At 41.2% G+C, this 22,568-nt stretch carries 21 protein-coding genes; 14 read left to right on the forward strand and 7 right to left on the reverse strand.

Features of this window, described 5'->3' with window-relative positions:
• The 3 genes from CVS89_RS06155 to CVS89_RS06165 are packed head-to-tail and all read right to left on the reverse strand — an operon-like array spanning position 1 to position 2,140.
• Positions 1–927 (reverse strand): cation diffusion facilitator family transporter, encoded by a 927-nt coding sequence (locus CVS89_RS06155; protein WP_107848381.1) that lies wholly within the window; start codon positions 925–927, stop codon positions 1–3.
• Positions 928–929: 2 nt separating this feature from the next.
• Complete coding sequence (locus tag CVS89_RS06160; protein WP_107848382.1) at positions 930–1,898, reverse strand: agmatine deiminase family protein; 969 nt, start codon at positions 1,896–1,898, stop codon at positions 930–932.
• Positions 1,895–2,140: a CBU_0592 family membrane protein gene (locus CVS89_RS06165; protein ID WP_009293649.1), complete on the reverse strand. Its 246-nt coding sequence runs from the start codon at positions 2,138–2,140 to the stop codon at positions 1,895–1,897. The genes CVS89_RS06160 and CVS89_RS06165 overlap by 4 nt, the downstream gene beginning before the upstream one ends.
• A 109-nt stretch (positions 2,141–2,249) precedes the next feature.
• On the opposite strand from CVS89_RS06165, the gene CVS89_RS06170 reads away from it, so the two are divergent.
• The 5 genes from CVS89_RS06170 (at position 2,250) to CVS89_RS06190 (ending at position 5,581) form a co-directional block, all read left to right on the forward strand.
• Positions 2,250–2,903, forward strand: coding sequence for an amino acid ABC transporter permease (locus CVS89_RS06170; RefSeq protein ID WP_087581877.1), 654 nt, complete (start codon positions 2,250–2,252; stop codon positions 2,901–2,903).
• Positions 2,890–3,558 carry an amino acid ABC transporter permease gene (locus CVS89_RS06175; RefSeq protein WP_107848383.1) on the forward strand — a complete coding sequence of 223 codons (669 nt, stop codon included), beginning with the start codon at positions 2,890–2,892 and terminating at the stop codon, positions 3,556–3,558. The genes CVS89_RS06170 and CVS89_RS06175 overlap by 14 nt, the downstream gene beginning before the upstream one ends.
• Position 3,559: 1 nt before the next feature.
• Positions 3,560–4,297 carry an amino acid ABC transporter ATP-binding protein gene (locus CVS89_RS06180; RefSeq protein WP_107848384.1) on the forward strand — a complete coding sequence of 246 codons (738 nt, stop codon included), beginning with the start codon at positions 3,560–3,562 and terminating at the stop codon, positions 4,295–4,297.
• Between the two features lie 91 nt (positions 4,298–4,388).
• Positions 4,389–5,246 (forward strand): cysteine ABC transporter substrate-binding protein, encoded by an 858-nt coding sequence (locus CVS89_RS06185; protein ID WP_107848385.1) that lies wholly within the window; start codon positions 4,389–4,391, stop codon positions 5,244–5,246.
• Between the two features lie 20 nt (positions 5,247–5,266).
• Complete coding sequence (locus CVS89_RS06190) at positions 5,267–5,581, forward strand: TfoX/Sxy family protein (RefSeq protein WP_035142669.1); 315 nt, start codon at positions 5,267–5,269, stop codon at positions 5,579–5,581.
• Positions 5,582–5,648: 67 nt separating this feature from the next.
• On the opposite strand, the gene CVS89_RS06195 is transcribed toward CVS89_RS06190, so the two are convergent.
• The 3 genes from CVS89_RS06195 to groES form a co-directional block, all read right to left on the reverse strand.
• A complete protein-coding gene (locus CVS89_RS06195; RefSeq protein ID WP_107848386.1) occupies positions 5,649–7,016 on the reverse strand; it encodes a phosphomannomutase/phosphoglucomutase in 1,368 nt (455 codons plus the stop codon).
• A gap of 128 nt (positions 7,017–7,144) precedes the next feature.
• The gene (groL, locus tag CVS89_RS06200; RefSeq protein ID WP_002940160.1) at positions 7,145–8,779 is read right to left on the reverse strand and encodes a chaperonin GroEL; all 1,635 of its coding nucleotides are present in this window, start codon (positions 8,777–8,779) and stop codon (positions 7,145–7,147) included.
• A gap of 17 nt (positions 8,780–8,796) precedes the next feature.
• On the reverse strand, positions 8,797–9,057 hold the full coding sequence (groES, locus tag CVS89_RS06205) for a co-chaperone GroES (RefSeq protein ID WP_009293641.1): 261 nt from the start codon (positions 9,055–9,057) through the stop codon (positions 8,797–8,799).
• A 168-nt stretch (positions 9,058–9,225) separates the two neighbouring features.
• Between groES and CVS89_RS06210 the strand changes: the two genes are divergently transcribed.
• A complete protein-coding gene (locus tag CVS89_RS06210) occupies positions 9,226–11,766 on the forward strand; it encodes a tryptophanyl-tRNA synthetase (RefSeq protein WP_107848387.1) in 2,541 nt (846 codons plus the stop codon).
• Positions 11,767–12,927, forward strand: a complete 1,161-nt coding sequence (locus CVS89_RS06215; protein WP_107848388.1) for an MFS transporter — start codon at positions 11,767–11,769, stop codon at positions 12,925–12,927.
• A gap of 334 nt (positions 12,928–13,261) precedes the next feature.
• Here CVS89_RS06215 and uvrB read toward each other — a convergent pair whose 3' ends face one another.
• The gene (uvrB, locus tag CVS89_RS06220; RefSeq protein WP_107848389.1) at positions 13,262–15,238 is read right to left on the reverse strand and encodes an excinuclease ABC subunit UvrB; all 1,977 of its coding nucleotides are present in this window, start codon (positions 15,236–15,238) and stop codon (positions 13,262–13,264) included.
• Positions 15,239–15,363: 125 nt separating this feature from the next.
• Here uvrB and CVS89_RS06225 point away from each other — a divergent pair, with 125 nt between their 5' ends.
• The 7 genes from CVS89_RS06225 to CVS89_RS06255 all read left to right on the forward strand — a co-directional run bounded on the left by CVS89_RS06225 (position 15,364) and on the right by CVS89_RS06255 (position 22,536).
• Positions 15,364–15,597: a hypothetical protein gene (locus CVS89_RS06225; RefSeq protein WP_009293637.1), complete on the forward strand. Its 234-nt coding sequence runs from the start codon at positions 15,364–15,366 to the stop codon at positions 15,595–15,597.
• Between the two features lie 14 nt (positions 15,598–15,611).
• Complete coding sequence (locus tag CVS89_RS06230; RefSeq protein WP_103613436.1) at positions 15,612–15,848, forward strand: hypothetical protein; 237 nt, start codon at positions 15,612–15,614, stop codon at positions 15,846–15,848.
• Positions 15,845–16,261 carry a type II secretion system protein gene (locus CVS89_RS06235; RefSeq protein ID WP_021085213.1) on the forward strand — a complete coding sequence of 139 codons (417 nt, stop codon included), beginning with the start codon at positions 15,845–15,847 and terminating at the stop codon, positions 16,259–16,261. The genes CVS89_RS06230 and CVS89_RS06235 overlap by 4 nt, the downstream gene beginning before the upstream one ends.
• Positions 16,261–18,114, forward strand: coding sequence for a primosomal protein N' (locus CVS89_RS06240; RefSeq protein WP_107848390.1), 1,854 nt, complete (start codon positions 16,261–16,263; stop codon positions 18,112–18,114). Before CVS89_RS06235 ends, CVS89_RS06240 begins: the two co-directional genes overlap by 1 nt.
• Positions 18,115–18,789: 675 nt before the next feature.
• The gene (gene ispG / locus CVS89_RS06245) at positions 18,790–19,848 is read left to right on the forward strand and encodes a flavodoxin-dependent (E)-4-hydroxy-3-methylbut-2-enyl-diphosphate synthase (protein ID WP_107848391.1); all 1,059 of its coding nucleotides are present in this window, start codon (positions 18,790–18,792) and stop codon (positions 19,846–19,848) included.
• A 4-nt stretch (positions 19,849–19,852) separates the two neighbouring features.
• On the forward strand, positions 19,853–21,265 hold the full coding sequence (locus CVS89_RS06250; RefSeq protein WP_107848392.1) for a replicative DNA helicase: 1,413 nt from the start codon (positions 19,853–19,855) through the stop codon (positions 21,263–21,265).
• A gap of 110 nt (positions 21,266–21,375) precedes the next feature.
• Positions 21,376–22,536, forward strand: a complete 1,161-nt coding sequence (locus CVS89_RS06255; RefSeq protein ID WP_233091244.1) for a ComEC/Rec2 family competence protein — start codon at positions 21,376–21,378, stop codon at positions 22,534–22,536.
• The last annotated feature ends 32 nt before the right edge of the window (positions 22,537–22,568 follow it).

Genomic DNA, 22,568 nt, shown 5'->3' on the forward strand with positions numbered 1-22,568 from the left:
TCATCTCCCTTCTTTGTCGTTATATGGGTCTAAATGCGTGGTTATCTGCCACGAAAAATCCTTAAATTTCTCTCTTATCTCAGCTTCAAGCGATTCGGCCACTTCGTGCGCGTCGTAAAGAGAGATATCTTTGTCAAAAACTAAATGCAGCGTTAAAAATATGGTATTTGCGCTCTGTCTTGTGTTTAGGTAGTGAAAGTCTGAAATTCTCTGCTTTGCCTTTATCATCTTGATGATCTCAGCTGTGACCTCAGGGCTTGCTGCGTGATCTAGCAAGACACCAAGGGCGTCTTTGCCAAGACTTATGGCGCTTTGAGCGATGTAGCCACTTATCACGATGCCAAAGATCGCATCTATCATCACAAATCCACTAAATTTAATGATAAGCAGCGAGATGATGACTGCAAGGTTGCTAAAAAGGTCGATCTTATAGTGCAGCGCGTCTGCTTTGATGATAAGGTTGCCACTTTTTTTAGAAATTTGGTTTAAAAATAGCACCAAACATAGCGTCACTATGACCGAAAATATCATAACACCAAGGCTTAAGCCAAGGCCTATCTCTAAATTTGGCTCGCTAAATTTCTTAACACTCTCATAAAATATATACCCAGCAGCCAGCACGATGATAACGCACTCAAATAGCGCTGCTAACGCCTCTAGCTTTGTGTAGCCAAAGTTAAATCTCTCATCGGCTTGCTTTCTTGACTTTCTAAGCGCAAATAAATTTAAAAGCGAAACGATAAAATCAAGCATCGAATCAATCGCCGAGCCAAGCACAGCGACTGAGCCGCTAAAAAGTCCAGCTGCAAATTTCACAAGTGCGAGCAAAAAAGCGCATGCTCCAGCTGCGATAACTGCCTTATTTTCGCCCTGCGTGCACTCTTGCTTATTTATGCTGTTAAACTCATAATCAAACGGACTTGACAAGGCTAAGCCCTTTTGTATCTATTTTGGCTTGAGCAGTGAAGTGAGCCATTTTGACGGACAAAAACTAGCGAATTTACACCGATGATCTTTCTATCTGGCAGTGCCTGGGCTAGTAAATTTAACACCTTTTCATCGTTTTCGTCGTTATATGTTGGCACGATTAAGGCGCCATTTATAAAGATAAAGTTTGCATAGGTGCAGCCAAGCCTTTTGCCATCATAAAATTTAGGTTTTGGTAGTGGCAGAGCAAGCAGCTTAAAGCCAGTTTTTTTAAGCTCATCCTCCATCCTTTTAAGCTCATCAAAGTGCTCATCACTCTCATCTTCGCAAGCTACGTAAGCTATCGTATCAGGCGTGATAAAGCGCGCTAAAGTGTCGATGTGGCTATCTGTGTCATCGCCTCTTATAAAGCCATTTTCAAGCCAGATGATACGCTTTAAGCCAAACAAACTTTTTAATTTTTCTTCGATTTGCTCTTTGCTAAGCGCTTTGTTTCTATTTTCATTTAGCAGGCATTTTGAGGTGGTTAAAAGCACGCCATCTCCGTTAAATTCAACACTTCCGCCCTCTAGTATCATATCAACTGGCTCAAGCTTAGTTTTATAAATTTTAGCTAGCTCTAAATTTATCGCATCATCTTTTGAACTCTTAAATTTACCGCCCCAAGCGTTAAATTTAAAGTCGTAGCTCTTGACGCCGTCCTTGGTGCAAACGTCGATCATACCGTAGTCTCTGATCCAAGTATCATCAGTCTCAAGCTTTACAAACTCTACATTTTTAAATTTCTTAAATCTATCAAAATTTGCCTCATCAGGGCAGATGAGCACCACCTTTTCATAGGGCGTAACAGCAGCCACAAGCTCCTCATAGCCCGCCAAAATCTCCTCTAAATAAGGCTCCCAGTCGCTCTTACTATGTGGCAGCGATAAAAACAAAAGCTCCTGCTCTTCCCACTCTGCATACGCTCTCACGCTCTCTCCTTGTAAATTTTATAAATTCCATAAATCGTAATGATTATCCAAAAGACTTCTATCAAAAATGAACCGAGGTTAAAGTGCACAAAAAGCGAGATTATAAGTAGCACCGCACCTACTAAATTTATTATCTGATAGGCTAGATCGCGGCTATTTAGACGGCCGATCTGAAGTAAAAAGTAGCCCATCACGATGCAAATCATCCCTAAAAAGCCGATGATCTGAAAAAGATCGATCAAATTTTATCCTTTTTGTAAGCTTAAATTTAAAGCGTGATCATATCTAATTAGTTTTAAATTTATGATTATGGGATAAAATAACTCCATTTTTCAGATTGGATTAAAGTTTATGGATTTTGAGTTTATCGAGAAATTTTACCCCCTTTTTGTAAAGGCTGGGATTCTCACCTGCCAGATCGCCTTTTTAGGGATCGTTTTTTCTATTTTGATAGGCATTTTTTGCATGGCTGTGAAATTTTACAAGCTAAAATTTCTCTCAAAACTAGTTGATTGCTACGTTGAGCTTTCAAGAAACACGCCGCTTCTTATCCAACTCTTCTTTTTATACTACGGCTTGCCAAAGCTTGGAGTGTCGATGAGCGGCTTTACCTGTGCGGTCGCGGGACTTAGCTTTCTTGGTGGCAGCTATATGAGCGAGAGCTTTAGACTTGGCTTTGAGGCGGTGAGAAGGTCGCAGATAGAAGCAGGACTTAGCATCGCACTTAGTAAAAATCAGCTCCTAAGATATGTCATCTTGCCACAAGCCTTTAGCGTGGCTCTGCCAAGCATCAGCGCAAACGTCATATTTTTGCTAAAAGAGACAAGTATCGTTAGTATCGTAGCACTTGCTGATCTAGTCTACGTCGCAAAGGATCTCATCGGACTTTACTACAAGACAGACGAGGCGCTTTTTATGCTAGTTATTAGCTATCTTGTCATCATCTTGCCAGTCTCACTGGCGCTTAGCTACGTCGAAAAAAGGGTGAGAAATGCAAGGAGTTAGTATATTATTTGACACGCAAAATTTACTAAGGCTGCTTGAAGGTCTTGTGGTAAGCACTGAAATTTCATTTATCTCGATCATCATCTCCGTTATCGGCGGCCTCATACTTGGCGTTTTGATGAGCATGAAAAACAAATTTATCTATTTTGTTTTAAAAATTTGCCTCGAGATCGTTCGTATAATGCCTCAGATCGTCTGGTTATTTTTATTTTATTTTGGCGTTAGCAAGGCTTTTGATATCCACATCTCAGCATTTACTGCCTCGCTCATCGTCTTTAGCCTTTGGGGCGTTTTTGAGATGATGGATATCGTGCGCGGCGCTATCACCTCGATACCAAAGCACCAGTTTGAGTCAGCCGCCTCACTTGGACTTAGTAAATTTCAAATTTACTTTTATGTCATCATCCCGCTTGCCACAAGAAGACTGGTGCCTGGAGCTGTAAATTTACTAAGCCGTATGATAAAAACGACCTCTATCGTCGTGCTAATCGGCGTTGTGGAGGTGGTCAAAGTCGGCCAGCAGATCATCGAGCGAAATGTATTTACAAATCCTATGGCGCCATTTTGGATATACACGCTCATATTCTTTTTATATTTTACGATCTGCTATCCAGTCTCAAAACTATCGAAAAAACTAGAAGAAAAATGGAGCTAAAATGAGCGAAAATATCTTAGAACTTAAAAAAATCAATAAATTTTATGGAGAGCTTCACGCCTTAAAAGATATAAGTTTAGAGGTAAAAAGTGGCGAAGTGGTCGTGCTTCTTGGACCATCAGGCTGTGGCAAGAGCACAACTCTTAGGTGCATAAACGGCCTTGAGAGCATAGCAAGCGGCGAGATCATTATAGACGGCGAAGTGATAGACGCTAAATTTAAAGAGTGGCAAAGGATCCGCCAAAAGGTTGGCATGGTCTTTCAAAGCTACGAGCTCTTTGATCATATGAACGTCATAGACAACGTCCTTCTTGGGCCTTTAAAGGTGCAAAAAAGAGATAGAGTCGAGGCTGAAAAAACGGCTGATATGTGGCTAAGCAAGGTTGGGCTACTTGATAAGAAATTTGCTTATCCAAAGGAGCTAAGCGGCGGCCAAAAGCAGCGTATAGCCATCGTTAGAAGCCTTTGTTTAAACCCTGAGATCATGCTATTTGACGAGGTTACGGCTGCTCTTGATCCAGAGATCGTTAGAGAAGTGCTTGATGTGATACTAAATTTAGCCAAAGATGGCATGACGATGCTAATAGTCACCCACGAGATGAGCTTTGCAAGGGCGGTTGCAAATAAGATCGTATTTATGGACGCTGGAGCGATCGTGGAGATAAGCGAGCCAGAGGAGTTTTTTACTAATCCAAAGAGCGAGCGAGCGAAGAAATTTCTAAATTTATTCTCGTTTTAGAAAAAATAAGAGATAATTTGCCGTTTTTTCAAAATGCGTTTAGAGCGAGATTTGGTCGCTCTTATTTACTAAATTTTTCAAAGGAGAAAGAGTGAGAAAATTTAAATTTTTCTTATTAGCATTAGTCGCTACCGTCTTTCTAACGGGTTGTGGTGATGACAAAGGTGCGGACAAAGTAGCCGCTTCAAACCAAGCTGATACAATCGCAAAGATCAAAGAGCGTGGATATATAAGGATAGGTGTTTTCAGTGACAAACCGCCATTTGGCTACGTCGATAAAGACGGTAAAAACCAAGGCTATGACATCTACTTTGCAAAACGCATCGCAAAAGACTTACTTGGCGATGAGAGCAAGGTTAAATTTGAGCTAGTCGAAGCTGCTGGCAGGGTTGAAGTGCTCACAGCTGACAAGGTCGATATCACGCTTGCAAATTTCACAAAGACGCCTGAGCGCGCGCAAGTTGTTGATTTTGCGCTTCCATATATGAAGGTCTCACTTGGCATCGTTAGCCCAGAGGGCGCTGTGATAAAGAGCGTCGATGAGCTAAAAGATAAAACTTTAATCGTCAATAAAGGCACAACAGCGGACGCATTTTTTACGAAAAATTATCCTAATATCAAGCTTTTAAAGTATGATCAAAACACCGAAACTTTCGCGGCTTTAGTTGATAAAAGGGGTGCTGCTCTAGCGCATGATAACGCCCTACTTTTTGCCTGGGCGAAAGAGACTCCTGGCTTTGTCGTAGGCGTTGAGGCGCTTGGCGATGTGGATGTGATAGCTCCAGCTGTCAAAAAAGGCAACAAAGCCTTGCTTGATTGGCTAAATAACGAGATCATCGAGCTTGAAAAAGAAAATTTCTTCCACAAAGACTATGACGCAACGCTAAAACCGATCTATGGCGACAGCGTAAATCCTGAATCTCTAGTCGTCGAAGGCGGCAAACTCTAAATTCAAAGTGAGTGATCATAGTGAATGAATTTAATGAATATGTTCGCGATAGATTTTCTGAATTCGGCGATATTGTCATAAAATCCATGATGGGTGGATACCTTGTATATTTTAACGGTAAACTGATAGGTGACATTTGTAATAATGAACTGTTTTTAAAGAGAACGCCGACATCGGACAGACTTCTTGCAGACTCAGAACTACGTTATCCTTATAATGGCTCAAAGACGTTAATGCATGTATTCGAGAAATTTGAGGATGCGAATTTGATTGGAGAATTGTTGCGCGGCATGTATGCGGAACTGCCCGAAAAGAAACCAGCAAAAGCCAGATAAGTTGGATGTTTAAATAAAAATTTGAAAAGCATTTTGGAGTAAATTTAGCCCAAAATGCTTTTATTGGCTACATCAAGCTCTTTAGTAAATTTGTCACTTTTTGCTCGATCTCTTTTAGAAATTCCTTACTCTTTGCTTCAAATCTAGTGACGATAACTGGCGTTGTATTTGACGCACGCACAAGCGCCCAGCCATTTTCAAACTGAATCCTAATGCCATCAATATCAATGATATTTTTTATCCTTGGCAGGTCACAACCCTCGTTTTTCACGCACTCTTTTAGCTTAGCAACTATCTTAAATTTAGCCTCATCAGTCGTCTTTATCTTGATCTCATCGGTGCTAAAGACAAGTGGCATCTTATCAAGCTCGCCGTCAAGATCAAAGCCTTTATGCACTAGCTCAAGCACTCTCATCATCGCATAAAGTGCATCGTCAAAGCCAAAATAGCGCTCTTTAAAGAAGATATGGCCGCTAACTTCAGCCGCAAGATCTACGTTTAGCTCTTTCATCATTTTTTTGATGTTGCTGTGTCCGGTCTTACCCATGAAAACTTCGCCGATTTTTGCGATCTCATCGTACATATTTTGTGAGCATTTTACCTCGCCAAGCACCTTTGGATGATCCATATTTAGCGCATAAAGATAGGCTAGTTCATCGCCTTTTATATCTCTTTTTGGCGTTATAACTGCGATCCTGTCGCCATCTCCGTCAAAGCCAAATCCAAGGTCAAATTCTTTCTTTTCAATGAGCGAAAATATCTCTTTTAAATTCTCTTTTTCGCTTGGGTCTGGGTGGTGATTTGGGAAATTTCCGTCTGGATCTTCATATAAAATTTTTGCATTTAGTCCAAGTGCCTTGACGATAGGCACCAAGCTCACACCTACAGCACCATTTGCGCAGTCGATGACAAAAGGCTTTTTGAAATTTTTAAGCTCACTAAATTCTTTTACAAAAAACTCAACGTATTTTTCTAAGATGTTAAATTTCTCACAGCTCTCATCGTCTGCTATTTGCTCACCAGAGGCGATTATCTCATTCACCTTGTCTTTTAAAATTTGCAGGTCTTTGCCAAAAAAACTATCCTTTTTGATAGTGATCTTAAAGCCATTATAGTCTTTTGGATTGTGAGAGCCCGTGATCATGATGTTTGCGTCAAAATAATCAGCATAAACGCTAAAGTAGCCAACAGGAGTTGGTAGCAAGCCGATGCTATAAATTTTAAAGCCACCAGCCTTATTTAGACCACTTAGCAGATACCTAAAAAGCGTGCTAGCACTTAGCCTTGCGTCAAAGCCAACGCTTAAAGTTTTCACGCCAAATTCGTTAAATTTCTTACCCAAAGCAAGCCCTATAGCCTTGACACTGTCCTCTGTCAAGTCTTTTTCAAAAATGCCGCGGATGTCGTATTCTCTAAAAATTTCATCATATTTCATTGTAAATTCTCCCTAAAAGAATGCAAAAATGATACAAGAATAAATTTAAAAAGGAGTAAATAATTTTATAAATTTAGTGAGGTTAAAATTTAAATTCGAGCTAGAAAGCTCTAGCTCGAAAAGGGCTGCTACATCATGCCGCCCATGCCACCCATTCCGCCCATGTCAGGCATTGCAGGCATTGCTTTTTCTTCTTTTATCTCGCTGATAGTTGCTTCAGTTGTTAGTAGCAAGCTAGCCACGCTAACAGCGTTTTGAAGCGCAACTCTCTCAACCTTAACTGGGTCGATGATGCCAGCTTCAAACATATTTACATATTCGCCAGTTGCAGCATTAAAGCCAAAATTTGCATCTTTGCTTGTCTCAACAGCATTTGCTACCACGCCTGCGTCAAAGCCAGCGTTCTCAGCGATTTGGCGAAGTGGAGCACGAAGCGCTCTTCTAACGATCTCAGCACCGATTGCCTCGTCACCTTGTAAATTTAAATTTACACTCTTTGAAGCAAGGATAAGAGCTGAGCCGCCACCTACTACGATGCCCTCTTCAACAGCTGCACGAGTAGCGCTTAGAGCGTCATCTACGCGGTCTTTTTTCTCTTTCATCTCAGTCTCAGTCGCAGCACCTACTTTGATAACTGCCACGCCACCACTTAGTTTTGCAAGGCGCTCTTGAAGTTTTTCTTTGTCATAGTCGCTTGTAGTCTCAGCGATTTGCGCTTTGATCTGAGTTATTCTAGCGTCGATCGCTGACTTCTCGCCTGCACCATTTACGATAGTAGTGTTATCTTTGTCGATAACTACGCTTGAAGCTTGTCCAAGGTCGTTTATAGTGGCACTCTCAAGTGTTCTGCCTAGCTCTTCGCTGATAACTTCACCACCTGTTAAGATAGCGATATCTTCAAGCATAGCTTTTCTTCTATCGCCAAAGCCAGGAGCTTTAACAGCTGAGATGTTTAGCACGCCACGAAGTTTATTTACAACAAGCGTTGCAAGTGCCTCACCCTCGATATCTTCAGCGATGATTAGAAGTGGTTTGCCACTCTTTTGTACTTGCTCAAGCACTGGAAGCAGGTCTTTTAAATTTGTGATCTTCTTGTCAAATAGTAATATAAATGGATTGCTTAGCTCAACCTGCATCTTTTCAGGGTTTGTGATGAAGTATGGGCTTAGATATCCGCGGTCAAACTGCATACCCTCAACAACGCTTAGTTCGTCTTGGATAGACTTTGCCTCTTCTACTGTTATGACGCCATCTTTGCCGACTTTCTCCATCGCATCAGCGATAAGTTTGCCGATGCTCTCGTCTGAGTTTGCAGAGATAGTAGCGATCTGAGCGATCTCTTTTGAGCCAGAAACTTTTTTAGAGATATTTTTTAGTGCATCTATAAGAGCTGCTACTTCTTTATCCATACCACGTTTTACTTCGATAGGATTTGCGCCAGCAGTTACGTTTCTAAGACCCTCTTTAAATATCGCGTGAGCTAGCACAGTCGCTGTTGTAGTACCATCACCTGCTTGGTCGTTCGTCTTGCTCGCTACTTCTCTAACTAGGCTTGCCCCCATATTTTCGATAGTATCTTTTAGCTCAACTTCTTTAGCCACGCTAACGCCGTCTTTTGTGATGTTTGGAGCGCCAAAGCTCTTTTGGATAAGAACATTTCTGCCTCTTGGTCCCATTGTCACTTTTACAGCGTCATTTAGTTTTTTTACGCCCTCATATAGGCGGTTTCTTGCATCATCAGAGTAAAAAATTTCTTTTGCCATTGTCTTTCCTTTTTAAATTATTTAATCACGCCTAAAATGTCGTCGATGTTTAAAACAAGATATGTTTTATCATCTAAATTTACTTCAGTGCCAGCGTATTTAGCAAATACTACTTTTTCGCCAACTTTTACGCCCTCAGCTTCAGCGCCAACTGCTTTTACCTCGCCGCTTAAAGGTTTTTCTTTTGCGTTATCAGGTATAATTATGCCCGAAGCTGTCGTCTTTGTCTCTTCTACGCGTTCGACTAGGACACGCTTGCCTAATGGTTGAAAGTTCATTGTTCATCCTTTTAGTTTAATTGTCTTTTTTAGCACTCTTTATTTTTGAGTGATGAAATCCTAGCATTTTTTTCTGAAAAAGTCAATAATTTATAGCAAATTTAATTAAACCTTTAGTCCATTTGACTAAAGTTTCGTGATATATAAAACTAAATATAAAGGAATTTTATGAAAAAAGTAACTTACATAGTTGGCGCGCTTGTGCTCATAGTAGCTTGCATCTTTGGCTTTATCTTTAGCTCTTTTGGCAATAAATTTATAGCCAGTAAAATAGAAAAAGAGGCGCTAGCTCGTGGTATCGATATCAAATTTAAAGATTTTAACCTTGGTTTTAGCACCTTAAATTTAGAAGCGACAGTGATGAACGCCATAAATTTAAAGGCAAATGGCGATCTATCCTTGCTTGCTCAAAGTATGAGCTTAAACATAGATATAAACGCCAACAAGGCAAAGGCTAGCGAGCTTGGGCTAAAAAAGGACGTCGCGCTTAAAGCAAACGTGGCTGGTAAATTTAGCGACTTCAAGCTAACAGCAACCGGCACGGCGCTTGGTTCAAACATAAATTTAAACGCAAATTTAAAAGACTACCTGCCAAAAGCTCTAAATCTTGACGCTAAAAATATCGAACTCTCCGAGATATCAGCTCTTGCTAAAAAGCCAAATTTAGCTAGCGGTAAGCTTGATCTAACGAGCAATATGCAAGGAGTTGATGAGAAAAATGAGCCCATCATAAACGCTCAAATTTTAGCAAGCGATGCAGCGATAAACAAAGAAATTCTTAAAAACGAATTTGGGCTAAATTTAGCAAAAGATATAAACTTTAAAGGCGGTATAAATGCTAAATTTGCAAATGAAAAAGTGAGCGCAAAAACCATCATCATCGCACCTGAAGCCACTTTAAAAGCAAACGAGACGACTTATGATCTAGCTAGTAAAAATTTAAAGAGTGACTTTTTGCTAAATGTGCCTGATCTTGCCCTTTTTGGCAAGCTCTTAGGCGAGCAACTAAGCGGCGCAGTGGATGCAAACGGCGAAATTACAATGCAAGAAAATGCTCTTAAAAACCTAAAAGCTGAGATAAACGGGCTTGGTGGCAAGATAAATGCAAATTTCGATAGCAAAAACTTAGCACTAAATGCAGCTAACATCAAGCTAAAAGAGCTTCTAGCGCTTGCCTTGCAGCCTAACTACGCAGATGGGCAGATAAATTTAAAAGCAAATTTTAGCGGCTTTGATGAGCTAAAAAAGCTTGCAGGCGAGGCTAAATTTGAGATAAAAAACGGCCTTATAGATAAAGGGCTTGCAAAGCTTAAAAATGCGGCTAAATTTGAGATAAAAGGCGGCGCAACAGCAAAAGGTGAGCTTGTAAATTTTGACGCAAATGTACTTAGCGACCTTGGCGAGCTAAAGGATGTAAAGGGCGTTTATGACCTAAAAAACAGCCAAATTTTTAGCAAATTTGCCCTGCTCATTAGCGACCCTGAGAAATTTAAAGCGGTTAGTGGCTTTGAGGTTGGCTCAAAGATGGCGCTTGCGGGCGATGTGAAGGTTAAAGAGAGCAAGATAGATGAGCTAAATTTAGGCGGCGATGCCTTTGCTGGCAAGCTAAACGCCACCATAAAAAATGAAAATCTTGATCTTAGTCTAAAAGAGGCGCAGCTAGGAGAAATTTTAGCACTTAGCGGCAACGACAGGCTGGCAAATGCTAAGACAAATGTCCAAGCAAAGGGGCAAAATATCTTTAGCAAAAGTCCAAGCGTCACCGCAACGATCGCTTTAAATGATGGTAAATTTAACGCCGCAGCGCTTAGCAAAATGCTTGATAAAAAATTCCCAGAAAACGAGAAATTTAGCTCAAATTTGAGCCTAGACTATAAAGGCGACATAGCAAAATTTAGCGGCGACTTTCTTAGCTCGCTAGCTGATATAAAGGGCATAGATGGTAGTTTTGACGTGGGCAAAAGCACGCTAAGCTTAAAGCTTCAAGCGGTAGTTTCAGAGCTAAATAAGCTTGCGTTTTTAGCTGGCCGCGAGCTTCACGGTAAATTTGCAGCCCTAGTAACGGCGAACGGCAAAGTGGATGATCTAAGCGTGAAAGCCACTTCTGATGATCTATTTAAGGGCAAGTTAGAGGCAAACTACAAAGGTGGCGCGCTTGATGCGGTGCTAAAAAACTTTGAGGTCAAAGGGCTAACGCAGACTTTGGGGTTAGAGCATCTTTATGACGGCAACGGCGATGCTAAATTTGACTACGAAACAAAGCAAAAGCTCGGTAAATTTGATATCTTGCTAAAAGAAGGTCACCTAGCCAGCACAAATCTCACAAACAATATAAAAATCTTCACCGGCAAGGACATCACAAAAGAAATTTATAAAGACGGCAAAATTTACGGCGATATAAAGGGAGATAACGTCGTTTTTAACGTAAATTTAAGCTCGCCAAAGAGCGATATAAAGGTTACAGGCGGCACTTATAATACCGCGACAAAAATGCTTAACGCGCCACTTGTTTGCAGGCTAGAAAAGACCGATCTAAACGTGCAAATCTCAGGCACGACAGACAAGCTAAAATACGACGTCAGGTCGCAATATCTTGAAAATAAGGTCAAAAAAGAGATAGGTAGATTTTTAGATAAAAAGCTTGGCAAAGATGATGACGCAAGCGGCGAAAAACAAAATTTAAAGGGGCTTTTAAAAGGGCTATTTTAGATGAAAAAGGCGGAAAATTTAAAGTATCTAATGGGGCTTGGGCACTTTTGTAGCGACATAAACCAAAGCGCGCTTGGTGCGATGCTGCCCTTTTTCATCGCGAGCTACCACTACGACTACGCCACAGCCGCCTCGCTCGTGACCGCCACAAATTTAGCAAGCTCGCTCATCCAACCGCTTATCGGCCGCCTAAGCGACAAAAAAGAGCTTCCCTATGTCATCCCGCTTGGGCTACTTTTGGCAGGCGGGGGCATGAGTCTAACTGGCTTTGTGACAAATTACTACATCATCCTAGTTTGCGTGATGATAAGCGGTATCGGCGCCGCGCTCTTTCACCCAAGTGCCGCAAGGATCGTAAACTACGCCTCAAACGCCAAAAATAGAGCCAAAAGCATAAGCATATTTTCATTTGGTGGCAACGTGGGCTTTGCGGTTGGACCCATTTTAGTCGCCGTTTTTGTGGGAAATTTTGGACTAAAAGGGACGTTAATTTTCATAATCCCTCAAATTTTGCTAACAATTTTATACCTTAAAAAAGGCAAATTTATAAAAGCGCTAGAAGGCAATCACAAAAAGCAAATTTCACAAAAAACAAGCGCCCTAAAAGACGATCTGGGCGCGTTTTTGAGGCTTTGTCTGTGTATATTTTCACGCTCGATCGTCGCTTTTGGCTTTGCAGCATTTTTTAGCATCTATCTCATCAAAATTTTTGGTCTTAGCAAAGAGGCTGCAAATGTAAATTTAAGTATTTTTTTTGCTGCAGGTGCGATCTCTACGCTATTTGGTGGAGCGCTAGCTGATAGATACGGCTTAGTTAGGCTCATCAAAATAAGCCTAAGCATCGCCGCGCCGCTAGTCGTGCTAATGCTCTTTATCGACAGCTACGCACTATTTCTCGTGGCCTCCATATGCGTAAGCGCCTGCATCAGCCTATCTTTTAGCCCCTCTATCGCCCTTGCACAGCTTTATCTGCCAAATCAAATCGGCCTAGCCTCAGGCGTAACGCTTGGGCTTAGCATCACAATCGGCGGTATATTCGCAACGGTCATCGGCAAGATCGCTGACATCTTTAGCCTAACGCACTCATTTTACTTTATCGCCGCAGTATCGCTCATCTGCGCAGTGTCGAGCTACTTTTTAAAGCCAGTCAGTAGAACTTAAATTTATATCCCCTGCTTCATTTTTATACAAAAAATTAAGTAATGAAATTTGCGAGTAAATTTTAATTCCTACTTGTTTTTCCATACTCACAACGAGACTTCGATACGAGGAAACAAGGCGAAATTTTACGATACAAAGGGGCATACATATAGTATGTGACTGCAGTAGAGTGAAATTTCAACGACGTATAGCAGAAAAAGACAAATCGCAAAAGACAAGAAAATTTTTGTTTCAGACAAGGCGGATGAGCAAAAACGAGGGAGCGTATATATGATACGTGACCGAAGTTTGAAGCGATATCCAACGCAGTATAAAACAAAAAGAGCTTGTCTTTTTATAACTTTCTCATCTTTGCTATTTCGTCGCGTAATGCCGCCGCCTTCTCAAACTCAAGCTGCGCCGCCGCTTCAAGCATCTGCTTTCTTAGCTCTTTTACTATCGCGGCTCGCTCGCTCGCAGGCATTTTTTCCAGATTTGCGCCTTTTCTTAAAATCTCCGTACCGTCCTCGACGTGCAGGCTCTCTTCGATATTTCTGCTGGCAGAGTGTGGCGTTATGCCGTGAGCTTTGTTGTATTCATCTTGAAATTTACGCCTAGCAGTCGTCGTATCGATCGCCTCTTTCATAGATTTTGTTATCTTTTTGGCAAACATTAGCACCTTGCCATTTACGTTTCTAGCCGCACGCCCCATCGTCTGTATAAGGCTCGTCGTAGAGCGCAAAAAGCCCTCTTTATCAGCGTCCATGATCGCTATCAAGCTCACTTCAGGCAGGTCAAGCCCCTCACGGAGCAAATTTATGCCTATTAGCATATCAAACTCGCCACTTCTAAGCCCTCTAATGATCTCATTTCGCTCGATCGCGTCGATGTCTGAGTGCATATACTTGACCTTTATGCCAAGCTCGATGTAGTAGCGGCTTAGCTCCTCGGCCATCTTCTTAGTTAGCACCGTAACCAGCACGCGCTCACCTCTAGCGATCACCGCCTTTGCCTCGTCAAATAGCGCCTCGACTTGATTGTCACTATCTTTTATCTCGATGATCGGATCAAGTAGCCCCGTAGGTCGCAAAATTTGCTCATAGACGTGCCCCTGGCTGATACCAAGCTCATACTCGTTTGGGGTGGCTGAGACAAAGAGAAATTTCGCCTTTTTACTTATAAACTCGTCAAATTTAAGCGGCCTATTATCAAGCGCTGATGGCAAGCGAAATCCATACTCCACAAGCACCTCTTTACGGCTCCTATCGCCTGCGTACATACCCCTAAACTGCGGCAAACTCACGTGGCTCTCATCGACGATGACTAGATAGTCTTTGCCGCTTATCTCAAAGTAGTCAAACATCGAGTACGGCGTCTCTCCAGCCTTTTGACCGGTTAGGTGGCGCGCGTAGTTTTCGATACCTTTACACATGCCCGTACTCGCCATCATCTCAAGGTCAAACTCCACTCTCTGCTTTAGTCTCTGCGCCTCAACTAGCTTGCCCTGCTCGTTAAATTCTTTCAAGCGCACATCAAGCTCCTCTTCGATCTCTTTCATAGCGATCTTTAGCCTATCAGCGCCCACGATAAACTGGCTGGTCGGGTAGAGGATAAATTTTTTCAGGTCGTGTCTTTTTTTGTTTTCCAGCACGTCCAGGCTATACATCGTCTCGATCTCGTCGCCGAAAAACTCGATCCTAAACGCCTCGTCGTTAAAATATGCGGGATATACGTCCACCACGTCGCCGTTTACGCGAAAGTCGCCTCGGTCGAAATAAACGTCGTTTCGCTTGTATCCCATATCCACTAGCTTTTGCAGTAGCGTGCGCTGGTTGATTTTATCGCCGACGTTTAGGTATGCGACCATGCCTTTATACTCGCTTGGATTACCAAGGCCGTAGTTTGCAGAGACTGAAGCCACACAGACGACGTCATCAAAGCTTAGCAAGCTAGCAGTTGCACTTAGACGCAGGCGCTCAAGCTCATCATTTACCGAGCTATCCTTTTCTATATATAGGTCGCTTCTTGGGATGTAGGCCTCTGGCTGGTAGTAGTCGTAGTAGCTTATGAAGTACTCGACGTGATTTTTTGGGAAAAAGCCCTTAAATTCGCTGTAAAGCTGAGCGGCAAGGGATTTATTGTGCGTCATGATGAGCGTTGGCATATTTAGCTCACGTATGACATTTGCCATGGTGAAGGTCTTGCCAGATCCTGTGACGCCTAGAAGTGTTTGATATTTATTGCCTGATTTTATACTTTTTACTATCTCTTTTATCGCTCTTGCTTGGTCGCTGCTTGGGCTAAATTTAGATGAAATTTCAAATTTACTCATTGATCGCCTTTAAATTTGGGCGAATTTTATAGCAAAGATAGTGCTTTGTCAAATGAGAATTTTAAATAGAATTTAGCCTCTGCGTGTTAGAATACGGCATTAATTATTATTTTAAAGGAACCTTTATGTTTGAAGATAATGCGATCTTAACCACACTAAGCGATAAAGTAAATGACCTCATCACAAAATACGATGAAGTTTGCAGAGTAAATGAAGAGCTACGTAACGAGATCGTAACATTAAAAGCACAAAATGAGGCAAAGAGCAATCAGATCATGCGCTTAGAAGAGGATCTTGACAAGAAAAATAGCGAAGCTGATGATGTAATGAAAAAGATCGAAGCCGTACTTGGTAGATAGTCCTAGCATAAAAAATGAAGAAAATCACGCTCACTATATCATCTCGTGACTACACTATCACGCTTGATGATGATTTTGCTAAATTCTTTGAAGATGACTGGCAAAATTTAATGGGCGGACGTCAATTTATCGAACCAAAAGAACTTCTAAATGCATTTATAGAAAAGTGTTATGAAAATTACAGTACGCTAAAAGCGGTTAAAAATTTAGCTACTGATATTGAAGAAACTTTAAAGCGAGAAGAGAGATGAAAAGACGAGCTTACACTTTACTTGAACTAATATTTATAGTAGTTATCCTTGGTGTCTTGAGTGCTGTTGCCATACCTAGATTATTTTTTAGTAGAAGTGACGCCACAATGGCAAATGCCAAAACACAGCTCGCAGCTATAAGAAGCGGCATATCGCTAAGATATAATGACAATATTTTACAGGCAAAGCCTGGCTTTCCAGCCAAACTAGACGATGGCGATCCAAACAAACTATTTTCAAAAGTTATAGACATAGCCATAAAAGATAGCGGAAGCAAAAACGGCTGGCACAGAATAAGCGATGATAAATATACATTTAAGCTTGACGGCAAAGTAGCAAATTTCAAATATGATAAAAACAGTGGTGATTTTAGCTGTAGTGACTCAAACGACATTTGTAAATCACTTCAATAATGCACTACTACATACTTGCATTTAGTGGGCTAAATTTAGCCCTTCTCACTTACGAAAGCGAACAAAAACTAGAAAAATTTCAAGGAGTAAAGGCTTCTTTACGAGGCAAAATTTTTACCGCCTTTGTTGTCGGTGAAACCAGCAAACCAGAGTTTAAAACAAACAAAATTTTAGAAATTTTACCCATCAATTTAACCCCTATCCAAAGTGAACTGGCAACTTTCATCTCACGATACTACACTTGCGAGCTTGGTATTAGTATAAATTTGTTTGAGCCAAATGATAGCAGTCTTGAAAGTTACATTTATAATAAACAAGACTTTACCATTGCACCAAATCTAAATAAGCGCCAACAAGAAGCACTTGAGTTTATAAACAATCGCAAAATTTCGCTCATCTTTGGCGACACGGGGAGTGGCAAAAGTGAAATTTACATCGCTAAAATTAGAGAAATTTTAAACGCAGGCGGCCAGGCGCTATTTTTGATGCCTGAAATTTCACTAACCCCGCAGATGCAAAAGCGCTTAGAGAGCTTCTTTGGCGAGGCTGTGGCTGTGTGGCACTCAAAGATCACGCCAAAGAAAAAAGAGCAAATTTTAAAAGACATCAAAAGCGGCAAGGCTAGGCTTATAGCTGGAGCTAGATCTGCCCTATTTTTGCCACTTGAGAAGCTAAAACTCATCATCATCGACGAAGAGCACGACGATAGCTACAAAAATACAGGCTCAAAGCCCCACTACAACGCAAGAGACCTAGCCCTCTTTTTAACTAGTAAATTTGACCTGCAAGTGGTTCTGGGTAGTGCCACGCCAAGCCTCACTAGCTTTTATAAGCAAGAATGTTTTCGCCTAAAGGGGACATACTTTGCGTCGCAAAAGAGCTATATATTTGACGAGAGCGAGACTGGCATAAGCGAAATTTTAAAAGAGCAGATCGCAAAGACGCTTGAGAATAAAAAGCAAGCCGTCATCTGCCTGCCAACAAGGGCAAATTTCAAATATCTTGTCTGCAAAAACTGCGGCGAGACAGTGAAGTGCCCGTTTTGTAGCATCGGCATGAGCTACTATAAAAAGCAAAACGTGCTAAAGTGCCAATACTGCGAGCACAAAATGGCCGTGCCAAAGACCTGCCACCAGTGCGGCAGCGAGATGATAGAGGCTAAAAAGATCGGCACGAGCGAGCTTCTTGAGAGACTTCAAGCTGAGTTTGCAAACGCTAGGATCGCTAAATTTGACAGAGACGAGATCACGACGCAAAATAAGCTCGTAAAGGCTTTGAAGGAATTTAATGATGGCAAGATAGATATCTTGCTTGGTACGCAGATGCTAAGTAAGGGGCATGATTATCACAACGTCGAGCTAGCCGTCATCATGGGCTTTGACGAGCTTTTAAATTTTCCTGATTTTAAAGCTAGAGAGCGGACACTTGCCCTTGCTATGCAAGTAGCTGGAAGAGCTGGCAGAAACGGAGCTGGCAGGGTCATCATCCAAAGCAAACAAAGGGAGTTTTTTGAAAGTTATATCAGCGACTACGATGCATTTTTAAAGGAGGAGACCAGCTACCGAGAGGGGCTATATCCGCCATTTACTAGGCTGCTTCGCGTGGTCGTTTCGCACAAAGATGAGAGCACGGCAAAGGGCGCAATGAACGAATTTGTGCAAAGGCTAGAGCCACTAAAAAGCGATGAGCTAGAGATCGTTGGATACGGCAAGTGCCAGGCTGAGTATCTTGTGGGTAAATTTAGATATGAAATTTTGCTTCGCTCAAACTCTCACACCATGCTTTTAAAAGCGGCAAACCTCTGCAAAAGCGAACTTAGTGATATTGATATAGATCCGGTAAATTTTAGCTAGAAGACGATTTAACACAAGCAAATTTTAAATTTAGCAAGTTGCTAATGCGAGTGAGAAAATTTTAAAATTTGAAAAATTTGCTTTTCTAAATCAGGTGAGCGCAAGTAAATTTTAAAATTTCATGAACGAGTAATTTCGACTCTAAAATTTGAGCTAAGCTGTAAGCGAAGCCAAATTTTAGTAGTCAATTCTTGCGAGTGAGTGGAATTTTAAAATTTGCAAAATGGATTTTTAAAATTTAAAGCTTTATTTCTTTGTTAAGGGGGAAGAGGCTTGAATTACGGTCTGCTTGCAGTTGCGAGCTCGCGAAGCAAAGAAGCTCCCTTCCCCCTTAACAATCCCCTAACCCCTACGACGTTAGAGGTGCATGCTTCAGTGCTAAAGCACTGCATGTGATTAAAAATTAAGACTAATTTTATTTATCAACCAAATAAGGGTCAAACAAATTTTAAAATTTCATGAGCAAGTGATTTTGGCTCTAAAATTTGAGCTAAGCTGTAAGCGAAGCCAAATTTTAGCAGCCAACTCTTATGGGTGAATGAAAGTTTAAAATTTGTATTTACGATGCAGGAGCTTAAATTGCAAACTGCCTGCATTTAAAAACTTTATTAATTTTTCAAGCCTTTTAAAAGCCATTTTTTCTTATAATCCCCAATAAAATTTAAAGGCAAAATTTTGCAACGATACCCGACAAAACAGATAAAAATTCGCGATGTTTTAATAGGCGGTGACGCACCGATCTCCGTGCAGTCGATGACATTTTCAAAGACAAAGGACGTAAAAGGCACGCTTGAGCAGATACAAAGGCTATATTTTGCAGGCTGTGACATCGTGCGCTGCGCAGTTTTTGACAAAGAGGACGCTAGCGCGTTAAAGCAGATCGTCGCTAGCTCACCCATCCCAGTCGTTGCAGACATTCATTTTAACCACACATACGCGCTCATCGTTAGCGAATTTGTCGATGCTATCCGCATAAATCCAGGCAACATAGGCTCAGCTAAAAACATAAAAGCAGTCGTTGATGCCTGCAAGCAGAGAAATTTACCTATCCGCATAGGCGTAAATTCTGGCTCGCTTGAAAAGCAGTTTGAGGACCGCTACGGCCGCACGGTGGAGGCGATGGTGGAGAGTGCGATGTATAACATCAAGCTTCTTGAGGATTTTGACTTTACGGACATTAAAATTTCACTTAAATCAAGCGATGTAGAGCGCACTATGCAAGCTTATAGAGCGCTTCGTCCAAAGACAAACTATCCATTTCATCTAGGCGTAACAGAGGCAGGTACTACTTTTCACGCGACTATCAAGTCCGCGATCGCACTTGGTGGGTTACTACTTGAGGGTATCGGCGATACGATGAGAGTTAGCATCACTGGCGAGCTTGAAGAGGAGATCAAAGTCGCAAAGGCGATCTTAAAAGATAGCGGCCGCCAAAAAGAGGGGCTAAACATCATCTCATGCCCAACTTGTGGGCGTTTGCAAGCCGACCTAATGGCAGCAGTAAAGCTCGTAGAAGAAAAGACAAAAGGGATAAAAGAGCCACTAAACGTCTCAGTGATGGGCTGCGTGGTAAATGCGATCGGCGAGGCAAAAGGCGCAGATGTAGCCATAGCATTTGGCAAAGGCAATGGCATGATCATGCGCCACGGCGAAGTGGTCGCAAGGCTGCCTGAGAGCGAGCTTGTGGATAGATTTTTACAAGAGATCGACGACGAGATAAAGAGCAGAGGATAAAGCAGTGGCAAAAGAGAGACTTAACGAGATAGAATTTAGCAACCTTTACGACCTTGACATGGAGCGAGCCATACTAAGCTCAATCTTACAAAACAACGACACTTTAGGCGAAATCTTTGACACGATAAAGGCAAAAGATTTTTACCTAAAAGGGCATTCGCAAATATATGAAGCAATGGTTGAGTGTTTAAACAGCGATGACCCAGTAGCTGTACCATTTTTAAAAAATAAACTTGGTGATAAGTATGATGAAGCACTTATGATCGATATCATCGGCACAAACTCATTAATAGATATAAGAAGATATGCGAGCGAACTAAAAGAAAAGTCAATAAAACGAAGTCTAGTCAAGATCGCTCACGACATCCCTAGCAAAGTAAACGAAGATAAAGCTAGTCGTGACATGGTTGATGAACTAAGTCAAGAGTTTTACTCTCTAATAGAAGGTGGAGGCACCGGAACTATCAAAGAAGGCAAAGATATTATCTTAAAAGTAGTCGAGCACATAAAAACTCAGATAGAACTTGGCGAGCAAGATATCGTTGGGCTTGATACTGGCTTTAAAAAGTTAAACGAGATGATAAAAGGCTTTAAAAACGGCGATCTCATCATTGTTGCGGCTCGTCCAGGCATGGGAAAAACGACACTTTGTCTAAATTTTATGAGTCAAGTTTTAAAAAGCGGCACTGGTGTAGTCTTTTTCTCGCTTGAGATGCCAGCAGAACAGATCATGATGAGAATACTTTCCAGCAAAACATCTATCCCGCTTCAAGACATCATGACAGGAAAAATAGACGATGAAGCTATGGCTCGCCTTAGTGATGCTTGCGGTGAGTTTTCCGAATACAAGCTATTTGTTCACGATAGTGGCTATGTAAATATCCACCAAGTAAGAACACAAATGCGCAAATTAAAGGCTATGCATCCAGAAATTTCTCTTTGTGTCATCGACTACATCGGCCTTATGATGAGTACAAACAACTTCGCCGATCGTCACATACAAATAGCTGAAATTTCTCGTGGACTAAAGCTTCTAGCGCGCGAGCTGGATATGCCTATTATCGCGCTTTCTCAGTTAAACCGTAGCCTTGAGTCTCGTGCAAACAAACGCCCGATGTTAAGTGACCTAAGAGAATCAGGAGCAATCGAGCAAGATGCCGACATCATTCTTTTTGTATATAGAGACGAATTTTACTTAGAGCAAGAAGAGAAAGAGAAAGAAAAACGCGCAAGCGCTGAAGGCAAAGAGTACAAGAGTACTCATGTCTTTAACAAGCTTCAAGAAAAAGCCGAAATAATCGTTGGTAAAAACAGAAACGGTGAAACTGGTTCAGTTGATGTGCTCTTCCAAAAGCAACACTCAAGGTTTGAAGATATCACTAGCGCACCTGTATCAGATGTCACATTTGAAGGCTGATGAGATCAAAATATCTAAAAAATAGGCAAAATTTTCTTATTTTTTGTCTATTTTGCATCTTGATATTTTTCATAAATTCGGCTATCAGCTATTATAAATATCAAATTTTTATGGATAATGGCGAACAAGAATTGACAGCAAGAGTCATCTCTAGCTATCAAAAAATGGGTAGTGACGGCAAAAAAAGACAAATTTTAAAATTACAAACAGATGATTTTACCTTTTATACCATAGGCTCTAAAAGTGATGATTTTAGAGCTGGTGATAGTATATTTTTAAGTGTTATAAATTTAGACGTTAGTTTTAAAGACTACCTTGCCTCCACATTTTATATGCCTAGTTTTTCGCGCGAGAAACTACCACAAAAGCCAGCACACAGCTTCAATCAAAAATTACAATCCTTAATCTACGCCCAACATGAAAATAGCAAAATCGCACAGCTTTATTCGGCTTTATTTTTAGGCACAAATATAGATGGCGAGCTAAGAGATGACGTCTCAAACTGGGGCGTGGCGCACCTCATCGCCATTAGCGGCTATCATCTTGGCGTCATAAGCGCGGTTTGCTTTTTTATTTTAAGGCTCGTTTTTAAGCCCATCTACGCAAGATATATGCCTTACCGCTCATACATTTTTGACTTTACGATCGTCATATTTTTGGTGCTTTGCTTTTATTTTTACATGATCGGCTTTATAGCAAGCTTTTTGCGGGCATTTTTGATGAGCGTGGCTGGCTTTTACATGATCTGTAAAAAGATAAAGATCTTAAATTTCTACACGCTCTTTGGCGTTATTTTATTTAGCGTCGCCCTATTTCCGCAGCTTCTTTTTAGTGTTGGCTTTTATTTTTCATGCCTTGGCGTCTTTTATATCTTCGTCTATCTTTTATACTTTGCGCCCAAATTTAACCTGGTAGCAAACTCGCTACTTTTAAATTTATATGTCTTTTTTGCGATGGAGGTTGCGGTGCTTTACTTTTTCCCGCTCATTAGCCTCTTACAGTTTAGCGTGCTAGCTATCAACTACCTATTTGGCGTATTTTATCCGCTAAGCTTTTTACTTCATCTCTTTGGATATGGCGACATTTTTGATGAAATTTTAAGCAAAATGCTAGCTTTTAGACTAAGCTCTGGTAGTCTTCACATAAGCACATTTGTCTTTTTACTTTATAACGCCATCACGCTTTTATGCGTTAAATTTAAGCCAGCAGCATTTTTGCCACCGCTCTTTGGCGTGGCATCATTTTTGCTCTTTTTGCTAAATTTTTCGTAGTCAAAATTTATTTAAATTTGCCGATATGCTTT

Source organism: Campylobacter concisus, from assembly GCF_003048615.2.
Taxonomy (GTDB): domain Bacteria; phylum Campylobacterota; class Campylobacteria; order Campylobacterales; family Campylobacteraceae; genus Campylobacter_A; species Campylobacter_A concisus_C.